Source organism: Micromonospora wenchangensis (genome assembly GCF_002210435.1).
Lineage (GTDB): Bacteria > Actinomycetota > Actinomycetes > Mycobacteriales > Micromonosporaceae > Micromonospora > Micromonospora wenchangensis.
Genome location: NZ_MZMV01000118.1, coordinates 1 through 7,961, shown reverse-complemented (window position 1 = coordinate 7,961; position 7,961 = coordinate 1). Strand labels below are relative to the sequence as shown.

Here is a 7,961-nt window from a genome sequence, read left to right as displayed (position 1 = left end):
CAATGCGTACGGGCCGACCGAGAACGCGACACTGACCACCTGCCACCGGATGAGCGGCACCGCGCCGGTGGGTGACCGGGTGCCGATCGGCCGTCCCGTGCCGCAGACCACCGTCCACGTCCTCGACACCGACGGCCGGCCGGTGCCGGTCGGGGTCGCCGGTGAGCTGTGCACCGGCGGCGACGGGCTGGCCCGCGGCTACCTCGGTGATCCGGCGGCGACCGCGCGCGCGTTCGTGCCGGACCCGCACGTGCCGGGTGGGCGGCTCTACCGGACCGGTGACGTGGTCCGCTGGCGTGCCGACGGGGTGCTGGAGTTCCTGGGCCGCCGCGACGACCAGGTCAAGATCCGGGGGTTCCGGGTCGAGCCGGGCGAGGTGGAGGCGGTGCTGCGGGCGCATCCGGCGGTCGGGGCGGCGGCGGTGGGTGTCCTGGACGACGGGACGCAGCGGCACCTGGTCGGCTACGTCACGCCGGCCGGCGCGGCGGTCCCGGCCCCGGCCGCTCTGCGTGACCACGTCGCCGGCCGGCTGCCGGCGCACCTGGTGCCCGCCGTGTTCACCATCCTGGACCGGCTGCCGACTACCGCGTACGGGAAGGTCGACCGGGCGGCGTTGCCGGTGCCCGACCTCACCGGGGAGGCCCCGCACCCGGCCGGCCCCGCCTCGCCGACCGAGCACCGGCTGGCCGCGCTGTGGTCCCGGCTGCTGCCCGGCGGTCGTCCCGCCGCGAGCATCGGCCCGGAGAGCAGCTTCTTCGCCCTCGGCGGCAACTCGCTGACGGCCACCCGGTTGATGTTCCGCATCAAGGAGACGTTCGGTGTGGAGTTGGGGGTGGGCCTCTTCTACCGGGCTCCGACGCTTGCCGCGACGGCGGCGTGGCTCGACGCGGCGGTCGCACCGGTGGGCGGCCGGGGGCAGCAGAGCGGGCCGGCACTGGTCCGCCGCGAGCGGGTGGCGCACCCCGCCGGGCGGGACCGGCCCGGACATCTCACCCGGCTGACCGACGGGTGGTCCCTGTGGCGGACGGTCTGCCTGCGGGGCGCCGGACTCCCGGCCGACCTGACGGCGGCGCTGGGCGACGCGGAACTCGCCGCCGCCGCCGACCGGGTGGTGGCCGCCGCCGGGGACGAGGCGGGCCTCGTCGACGCGGAGGCGGCGTACGCGGCCGTGTACCCGGGCGCGGTGGGTCGGCTCACGGCCGCGCTGCACGCGGTGGCGGCCCACCCGCGCTTCCGGGAGGCGGTGGCCTGGCAGAACCCGCACGCGCTGCGCACCGGCGTTGACGCGCTGCTGCGCCGGGGCCCCGACCACCGGACCCGCAACACCAGGCACCGCCAGCACGAGGCGCTGGTCACCAGCTACCTGCAGCGCTACTGCCTGAAGAACGACACCATCGGCTTCTTCGGGCCGGTCGGCTGGGCCCGGATCGAGCCCGGTGCGGGGGTACGGGTCGACCCCGCCGACCCGCCGGCGCTCCTCGCCCGACGGACGGTCTACCTGGAGGGCTGGGCGGTCGCGGCGGTGCTCGCCCCGTACGCGGTCCGGCTGCGCCCGTGGCTCGTGCCCCGGGTCATGCCCTTCCTGGACCTGACCGGGACGACCCTGCGGATACCGCTCGCCGCCCCGGTGACGGTCGGCGACGCCGAGGCGGCGGTGCTGCGCGCCTGCGACGGGATCCGCGACGCGAACGCGGTCGCCGCCACCGTGCTGGCCGACGCCGGGTCGGGGCTGCGCACGACGCGGGAGGTGCACGAGGTGCTGGGCACGTTGGCCGCGACCCACCGGATCGCCTGGCAGCCGGAGGCGGCACCCCACGACACCCGCCCCGAGCGGACCCTGCGCACCCTGCTGGAACGGGTCACCGACGCCGGTGTGCGTACCCCCGCGCTCGGTGCCCTGGACGAGTTGTGCGCCGCCCGCGACGCGCTCGCCGCAGCCGCCGGGGACCCGGACGGGGTGACCGCCGCGATGTCCCATCTGGAGGCCACGTTCGAACGGCTGGCCGGTGTCCCGGCGACCCGCCGCGCCGGCACGATGTACGCCGGACGCACAGCCGTCTACGAGGAGTGTCTACGGGCCGGCACCGTCGCCGTCGGCGAGGGGAGCCTCGACGGGGTCCGTACGGCGCTGGCCCTGGTGCTGGAGGGCGCGCGGTGGTTCACCGCGGCCGGCGCGACCCTCTACCGGCGGCTGTGCACCGAGATCTACCAGCGTCGCGCGACGGAACTGGGCACCGACGTGATCCCGCTGGTCGACTTCTGGCTGCTGGCCGGCGAGGCGCTGTTCCACCCGCCGCAGCGGCTGACCGCCCTGCTCACCGCGGCGCTGCATCGCCGCTGGGCCGACGTGCTGACCCTGCCGGCCGGTCGGCGGCGGGTCAGGTTCACGGCGGCGGAGCTGGCCCCGGCGGTGGCCGCCGCCTTCGGCGCGGGGCGGCCCGGCTGGCCCACCGCACGGCAGCACAGCCCCGACCTGATGCGCGCCGGCGACGAGTGGGTCCTGGGTGAGCTGCACCCGGGGGTCAACACCCTGCGGTACGCCACCTGGGTGGCCTGTCACCCGCAGGCGGACACGCTGCGCGCCGCGATGGGCCACGACGTGGGCGCCGGGGTGGTGTATCCGGCCGAGACCGGCCAGGAGGGTGGCGTGCCGACCCGGCAGAGCAACGCCCTGACCGGCGCGGGTGACGTGCGGCTGGTGTTCGCGCACGACTCGTTCGGGCACGACCCGCGCCGCAGCCTGCGGGTCGGCGAGTGCGACCTGGTCGGTACGGCCGGCGGGCTGCGGGTACGGTCACGTGACGGGCGGTTCGACACCGACCTGATGGACGTCCTCGGTGACGTGGTCGGTGCCGGGCTGTCCCAGCTGTTCCGGGTCCTGCCCCCGGCGGCGCACCAGCCGAGGGTCACCATCGACTCGCTGGTGGTCAGCCGGGAGGCGTGGACGTTCACCGCCGCCGACCTCGCCTTCGCCGACACCCGCGACGAGGCGCTGCGGTTCCGGCAGGTACGGGCCTGGGCCGCCGCCCACCACCTGCCGCGTCACGTGTTCCTGCGCTGCGCTGGTGAACGCAAGCCGGTGCACGCCGACCTGACCAGCCTCGCCTCGGTGGACCTGGTGTCCCGTGCGGTCCGCCGGGCCCGCCGCCACGGCGGCGACGACGCCGGGGTGGGTGTGGTGGAGATGCTGCCGACACCGGAGCAGCTGTGGCTGACCGGACCCGACGGCCGGTACACGGCGGAACTGCGGGTCGTCGCGGTCGACGGGCAGGGGCGGTGAGATGGCGGTCTTCGAGTTCCCGGCCTCGGCGGCGCAGCGGCGGATGTGGCTGCTCGACCAGTTGGACCCGGGCCGGCCGACCTACCACGTCGGCGCGGTGGTGTGGCTCGACGGCCCGCTCGACACCGCCGCTCTCGGCGGGGCGTGGACGGCGGCGGTCACCCGGCACGAGATCCTGCGCACCACCTTCCGTGCCAACGGCGGGCGGCCCATCCAGGTGATCCACGACGACGCCCCCGCGCCTGCCCTGGAGGTGGTGGCCCTCGACCACCTGCCCGAGGCCGACCGGGAGGCGGCGGCCGGGGTCGCGGTGCGCGACCACGCCCGCCTGCCGATGTCGCTGGAGCGTGCCCCGCTGGCCAGGGCCCACCTGCTGCGCCTCGGCCCGCAGCGGCACGCCCTGGCGCTGGTGGCGCACCACGCGATCGTCGACGGCTGGTCGCTGCGGCTGCTCCTCGGTGAGTTGTGCGCCGACTACGAGGCGCTGTGCGCCGGCCGCCCGCCGGTCGGGGTCGAACCACAGGTGCAGTACGCCGACTTCGCCCTGTGGGAACGGGAACACGTCGACGCGGGCGGCCACGCCGAGGCGGAACGCTTCTGGTCGGCCGAACTCGCCGACGCCCCCTCGGAGGTGCCGCTGCCGGTCGACCACCCGTACCCCGAGCGGTTGTCGCCGGCCGCCGCCGAGGTGGCGGTGCCGGTCGACGCGGAGCTGGCCGCGGCGCTGCGCCGCCTGGCCGGGGCACACGGCAGCACCCTGTTCACCGTCCTGGTGACCGGGTACGCGGCCCTGCTGTCCCGGGTGAGCGGCGTGGACGAGGTGCTCGTCGGTGTGCCGGTGGCCGGGCGTACCCGCATCGAGACCGAGCCGATGCTGGGCCTGTTCGCCAACACCGTCGCGGTCCGCGCGGCGCTGCACGGCGATCCGACGCTCGCCGAACTGCTCGACCGGTTGCACGCCGCCACCGCCCGCGTGCAGGCCCACCAGGATCTGCCGTTCACGCGGGTGGTCGAGCTGTGCCGCCCGCCGCGGCAGCCGACGCGGACGCCGCTGGTGCAGGTGATGTGCACGGTCGAGGAGGCGCTGCCGCCGCTCGGGCGGGGGGCGCTGCGCTGGCGGCCCGAGGTGGTGTCCACCGGCACCGGGAAGTTCGAGCTGGAGCTGGCCGCCGTCGCCGGCCCGGACGAGCTGACGGTGCGCCTGCGGTACCTCACCGACCTGTTCACCCCGCAGAGCGCGGCGCGGTTCGCCGACGCCCTGGCCGCGATCCTGACCGCGCTGGCGAACGCACCGCAGACCCGCGTCGCCGACGTGGACGTCCTGTCCCCGGCGACGGCGCACCTCGTCACCGGGGTGTGGCCGGCTCCCCGGACCGGCTCGGTCCCGCCGCCGGGGAGCACCGCGGCGGCGCTCGTGGCCGCAATCGACCCGGGCGGGCGGACGGTGATCCGCGGCGACGACGTGAGCCTGACCGGGACCGCGCTGCGCGGGCTGACCGCCCGGGTGGCCACCGGGCTGCGGGGGCTCGGCGTACGGGCCCAGGACACCGTCGGCATCGTGCTGCCCCGGGGGGCCCGGCCGCTGCCGGCGCTGCTGGGCGTCTGGCGGGTCGGCGCGGCCTACCTGCCGCTCGATCCGACCCACCCGCCGGCGCGGTTACGTGGCATGCTCGCCGACGCCGGGGTGCGGGTGGTCGTCACCGACCGCAGCGCCGTCGCCGCGTCGCTGCTGGCCGAACTGGCCCCGGCGGTGACCCTGCTCGACCTGGCCGCACCGGAGCCCACGCCGGTGCCGCCGGTGCCGCCGCCGTGCGTGGTGCCGGCGTCGGCGGCGGCGTACGTGCTGTTCACCTCCGGTTCCACCGGCCGGCCGAAGGCGGTGACCGTCACCCAGGGGGCGGTGGCGCACCTGCTGCACGCGTTCCGCGAGATGATCCCGTTGGGACCGGCCGACCGGGTGCTGTCGGTGAGCCCGTTCGCGTTCGACATCGCCCTGCTCGACCTGCTGCTGCCGCTGCTGTGCGGGGCGGAGGTGGTGGTGGCCGGCGACGACGACGTCATCGACGGCAACCGGCTGCGGCGGCTGCTCACCGCCACCGGGGCCACCATGCTCCAGGCGACGCCGACGACCTGGCGGATGCTGGTCGCGGCCGGCGGGGTGCCGGCCGGGGTACGGCTGCGGCTCAGCGGCGGGGAGGCGCTGCCCCGGGCCCTCGCCGACGCGCTGACCGGGCCGGACAGCCGGCTGTGGAACCTGTACGGCCCGACCGAGACGACCGTCTACTCGACCGGGGCGCAGGTGCCGCCGGGGTCGACGCCACCGGACCTCGGCCACACCGTCGCCGGCAGCCGGGTGTACGTGCTGGACCGGTGGCTGCGCCCGGTGCCGCCCGGTGTGGTCGGTGAGATCTGCATCGGCGGCGCGGGCGTCGGCCGGGGCTACGTCGGGGCGCCCGCCCTGACCGCCGAACGGTTCGTGCCCGACCCGTTCACCCCGGGCGGGCGGCTCTACCGCAGCGGGGACCTGGGCCGGTGGTTGCCGAGCGGACGGATCGTGCCGCTGGGCCGGGCCGACCGGCAGGTGAAGGTGCGGGGGTTCCGGGTCGAGACGGCGGAGGTCGAGGCGGTGCTGCGCGGTCACCCCGAGGTCCGCGACGCGGTCGTGACCGCCGTCTGCGACGGGGAGCACGACGACGTGCGGCTGGTCGGGTACGTGGTCGGCGAACCGGTCACGGCGCAGGCACCGGCGGGGTTGTCCGCGTACGCGCGGCGGTTCCTGCCCGCGCACATGGTGCCGGCGGTCTTCGTGGCGCTGCCGCAACTGCCCCGCACCTCCCGCGGCAAGCTGGACCTGCGCGCTCTGCCCCCGCCGCAGCGCGGTTCCGTCGCCGGTACGCCGCCGGTCGCCCCGCGTACCCCGGTGGAGCGGGAACTGTCGGTGCTGGTGGCGGACCTGCTGGACCTGCCCGAACCGGTCGGGGTCGCCGACAACTTCTTCGCCCTCGGCGGGCACTCCGTGAAGGCCACCCAGCTGATGGCCCGGATCTGGACGGCGTACGGGGTGGACCTGCCGGTCCGGACGCTCTTCGACGATCCCACCGTGGCCGGCCTGGCCTTGGCGGTCACCGCCGCCGGGGCCACCCGCGCCGGTACGACGCCCGCAGGGGGCGACACCGGCGGATATCTCGACACGTTGACCGACGACGACGTCGACGATCTGCTCGCCGGAATGGACCAGCCGTCGCGGTGGGACGGGTGAGCACGCCGGCATGGCTGGCGGCGGTGCTCGCCGCGCTGGCCGAGGGCGACGACCCGGCGCGCTGGCGGCAGCGGGTGGACGCCGAACTCGACCGGCTCGCCGGCCGGGTGCCGGTGCGGGTGGCGCACGACACGGCCGCGCGGATGCTCGCCCCGACGCCGGGCGACGCCGGCCGGATGGTCGGTGACCTGCTCCGGCGGGCGCTCGCCGGGGACCGGGCCGGGGTGGACCGGTGGCGCGACGCGCTGCGGCCGGCCCTGCGTGAGCTGTACCGGGCGGCCTACCCGTACGCCGAGGCCCGCGCGGTCGGGTACGCCAACGCCCACGCCTACGCGACCGCGAACGGCTACCCCCCGCACGAGGTGGTCGCGTTCGCCGAGCGGTACGCCGACCTGAGCGCCGGGGCGGGTGTCGAGGCGTTCGCCGATGCCAACGCCATCGCCAACGCCGACGCCCTGGCCGGTGCGCTGGCGCTGATGGACGGGGAGGCGTTCGCCCGCGCGTACCCCGCCGCCCTGGTGCGCGCGTACGCCCTGGCGGTGGCGAACCGGGCCGGCGTGGCGGCGGCCCCGGACGTCCGTCGGGCGGCGTACGGACGGCTGGTCGGGGCGTTGACCGAAAGTCTGCGGGCGGTGCCGGACTGAGGTGGCGGGTCCTGCCCGTCGGTACCTGGTCTGGGCCGGTCGACTGATCTAGTGTGGATCCACATTGGCCGATGTCAGATGCGTGGCGAGCCGATGGGGACCCGAGGGGGCACCTGTGCCGCACGACAGCCCGATCCGTCTCCCGGCTCCCGGTCGGGTCCCGCCGGCCCGCCCACCCGCCGACATCGAGCGGTTGCCGGACCGGTCGGGCCTCCTGCCGTTGTCGTTCGCGCAGCGGCGGTTGTGGTTCCTGGAACGGCTCGGCCGGGTCGGTCACGCCTACCACATGCCGCTGGCCCTCCAACTCGACGGCCGGCTCGACGGGGACGCGTTGCGGGCGGCGCTGGACGCCCTGGTGGCCCGGCACGAGGCGTTGCGTACCCGGATCGTCGGCGACGGTGACGAGGCGTTCCAGCAGATCGACCCGCCCGGGGTGGGGTTCCCGCTGCGCTACGACGACCTGAGCGGGCACGCCGACGCCCCGGACGCCCTGGCCCGGTTGCAGCGGGAGGAGAGCACCGCCCGGTTCGACCTGGCGGCCGGTCCGTTGTTCCGTGGCCGACTGGTGATCCTCGCCCCGGACCGGCACGTCCTGCTGCTGACGATGCACCACATCGTGTCCGACGGCTGGTCGCTGGGAATCCTCACCCGGGAACTCGGCGTCCTCTACGCCGCCCACCACGAGGGTCGTGCCGACCCGCTGCCACCCCTACCCGTCCAATACGCCGACTACGCCGCCTGGCAACACCACTGGCTCACCAACGACACCCTCAAACAC

At 76.1% G+C, this 7,961-nt stretch carries 4 protein-coding genes; all 4 read left to right on the top strand.

All coding sequences use genetic code 11. The annotated features are described in order from the left end of the window. Positions 1–3,280 (top strand): lantibiotic dehydratase (locus B5D80_RS32220; RefSeq protein WP_245855127.1); only part of this gene is annotated, 3,280 nt, incomplete at its 5' end. A 1-nt stretch (position 3,281) separates the two neighbouring features. Then, positions 3,282–6,539 (top strand): non-ribosomal peptide synthetase, encoded by a 3,258-nt coding sequence (locus B5D80_RS32215; protein WP_088647699.1) that lies wholly within the window; start codon positions 3,282–3,284, stop codon positions 6,537–6,539. After that, a complete protein-coding gene (locus B5D80_RS32210; protein ID WP_144081836.1) occupies positions 6,536–7,183 on the top strand; it encodes a SpcZ in 648 nt (215 codons plus the stop codon). The genes B5D80_RS32215 and B5D80_RS32210 overlap by 4 nt, the downstream gene beginning before the upstream one ends. A 115-nt stretch (positions 7,184–7,298) precedes the next feature. Next, a partial coding sequence (locus B5D80_RS32205) for a condensation domain-containing protein (protein ID WP_245855125.1) occupies positions 7,299–7,961 on the top strand: 663 nt, incomplete at its 3' end.

Bases quoted from the DNA above. Each gene is read 5' to 3' on its own strand.
- B5D80_RS32215 (WP_088647699.1), top strand. From the start codon at position 3,282: ATGGCGGTCTTCGAGTTCCCGGCCTCGGCGGCGCAGCGGCGGATGTGG.